Source organism: Streptomyces sp. NPDC059398 (assembly GCF_042751845.1).
Lineage (GTDB): Bacteria > Actinomycetota > Actinomycetes > Streptomycetales > Streptomycetaceae > Streptomyces.
Genome location: NZ_JBHYWP010000003.1, coordinates 1 through 1714, shown reverse-complemented (window position 1 = coordinate 1714; position 1714 = coordinate 1). Strand labels below are relative to the sequence as shown.

General features: G+C 70.8%; 1 protein-coding gene and 1 pseudogene. Both read left to right on the top strand.

Annotated features, from left to right (window positions below; genetic code table 11):
• The first annotated feature begins 471 nt into the window (after positions 1-471).
• Entirely contained in the window at positions 472-1272 is an 801-nt protein-coding gene (locus ACFXBC_RS01940; protein ID WP_385017466.1) for a L,D-transpeptidase family protein, read from the top strand.
• 8 nt (positions 1273-1280) lie between these two features.
• Positions 1281-1676: pseudogene (locus tag ACFXBC_RS01935) on the top strand (Uma2 family endonuclease); the annotation flags it as partial.
• Positions 1677-1714: the final 38 nt, after the last annotated feature.

Here is a 1714-nt window from a genome sequence, read left to right as displayed (position 1 = left end):
TCTCTCTTTCTCTCCATACCTTCGCCACTCACACCTTCCCTCTTTCTCTCCCCCCCCGTCTCCCGCGTGGCTCCCCCCCCGCCACGCGGCCGGGGGGGGGGTGCCCCCCCCCGCCCTCGGTCCCCTTCTCCGGCACGGGTGTCGACCGGAGCACACGGGACGAACCAGTACGACGGACTGATCGGCGTGCCGGTCGGGGGCAGGGACAGGGGCGGGGGCAATCTGATTCCGGCGACTCTCCGTGTGCGGCGACGCGCACGGCATGTCCTGGCCGTACAGCAGGCCCGGACGGGACGCAACGCGTGACCACGACGTCGAATCCGCCATCGAACGTCACACCGACTTCCGCACAGGGGCCGGCCCCGGGGGGAACCCCACAGGGTTCCCCGCAATGAATCGACGCCTACCGCACACACCAGTCGTTAACGGCATGGACCCGACGTGATCCGATGTGAAATGAAAGGCTCGTACATGTCTCTTCGCCGACTTCCCAGAGGTGCGCTCGTCGCGACCGCACTGGTCACCGGCGGGTTGGTGCTCTCCGGATGTGCGGGTTTCCCGGGACACGCGACCACCCCGGCGCGGGCGGTCGAGGACAACAGCGGTCACGGTGGTCCGCCGGCGGCATCCCCGACACCCGCGGCCGGCCCGCAGCTCCGACGGGCCGCTGAGCTCCAGGTCAAGGAGATCCCGGCGCTCGGCCCCAAGACCCTGGCGAAGATCCCGGACTCCGCCCGCCAGGCCGCCGTGGTCACCGGCGACGGCGCCGACTCCAGCCGCTCCACGGTCGTCCTCTATGTCCGCGATCCGGCCAAGGGCTGGGAGCCGGTCTCCGAACCGTGGCCCGCGCACAACGCGCTGCACGGCTGGACCGAGAAGCACTACCAGGGCGATCTCCACTCACCCGCCGGGGTCTTCGGCCTCACCGACGCGGGCGGCCGCAAGGCGGACCCCGGCACCCGCCTGCCGTACGACCAGGGGCCCGCCTTCGTCGCCGCGGGCACCGGCTTCCAGGGGGAGTCGCTGGCCGGGGCCTTCGACTATGTGGTGGCGATCAACTACAACCACAAGCCGGGCACCACCCCGCTCGACTGGACCCGCCCGATGGGCGCGGACCGGGGTGGCGGCGTCTGGTTCCACGTCGACCACGGCGGCCCCACCCACGGCTGCGTCTCCCTGCCGGAGGACCGGATGAAGGAGCTGCTGCGCTGGCTCGACCCGACGAAGAAGCCGGTGGTGGTCATGGGGGACGCCTCGATGCTGGGGGAGTGAAGCCGGACCCGGAACTGTGGCTCTACCCAGGCCAGGGCCTGCGGATCGAGAGTTACGGCAGGGGCAATGCTCGCCCCGATGGCGCCCTGGCTCCGAGCAGCACCTTTGTCGGCCAGGGCGAATGGGCCAGTGCGGATGGTGTGCTGATGGTGGTCGAGGTGACATCGAACGACGCCGACACGGACCGGCGGGACCGCGTGGAGAAGCCGCGCGCCTACGCCGAGACCGGGATCCCCGTCTATCTGCTGATCGACCGGGACACCGGCGAGGTCAAGGTCCACTCGCAGCCGGACGGGGTGCGCTACGAGCAGGTGGCCACGGTTCCGTTCGGGAAGACCGTCGAGCTGCCCGCTCCGGTCGGGATCGAGCTGGACACCGAGCCGCTGACGGCCTGGGTGCGCTGACGCACCACACGGAAGGAGGGCCCGGAACCGCTCGGCGG

Excerpts from the sequence above, each read along its gene's own strand:
- ACFXBC_RS01940 (WP_385017466.1), top strand. The coding sequence starts at position 472 with ATGTCTCTTCGCCGACTTCCCAGAGGTGCGCTCGTCGCGACCGCACTG.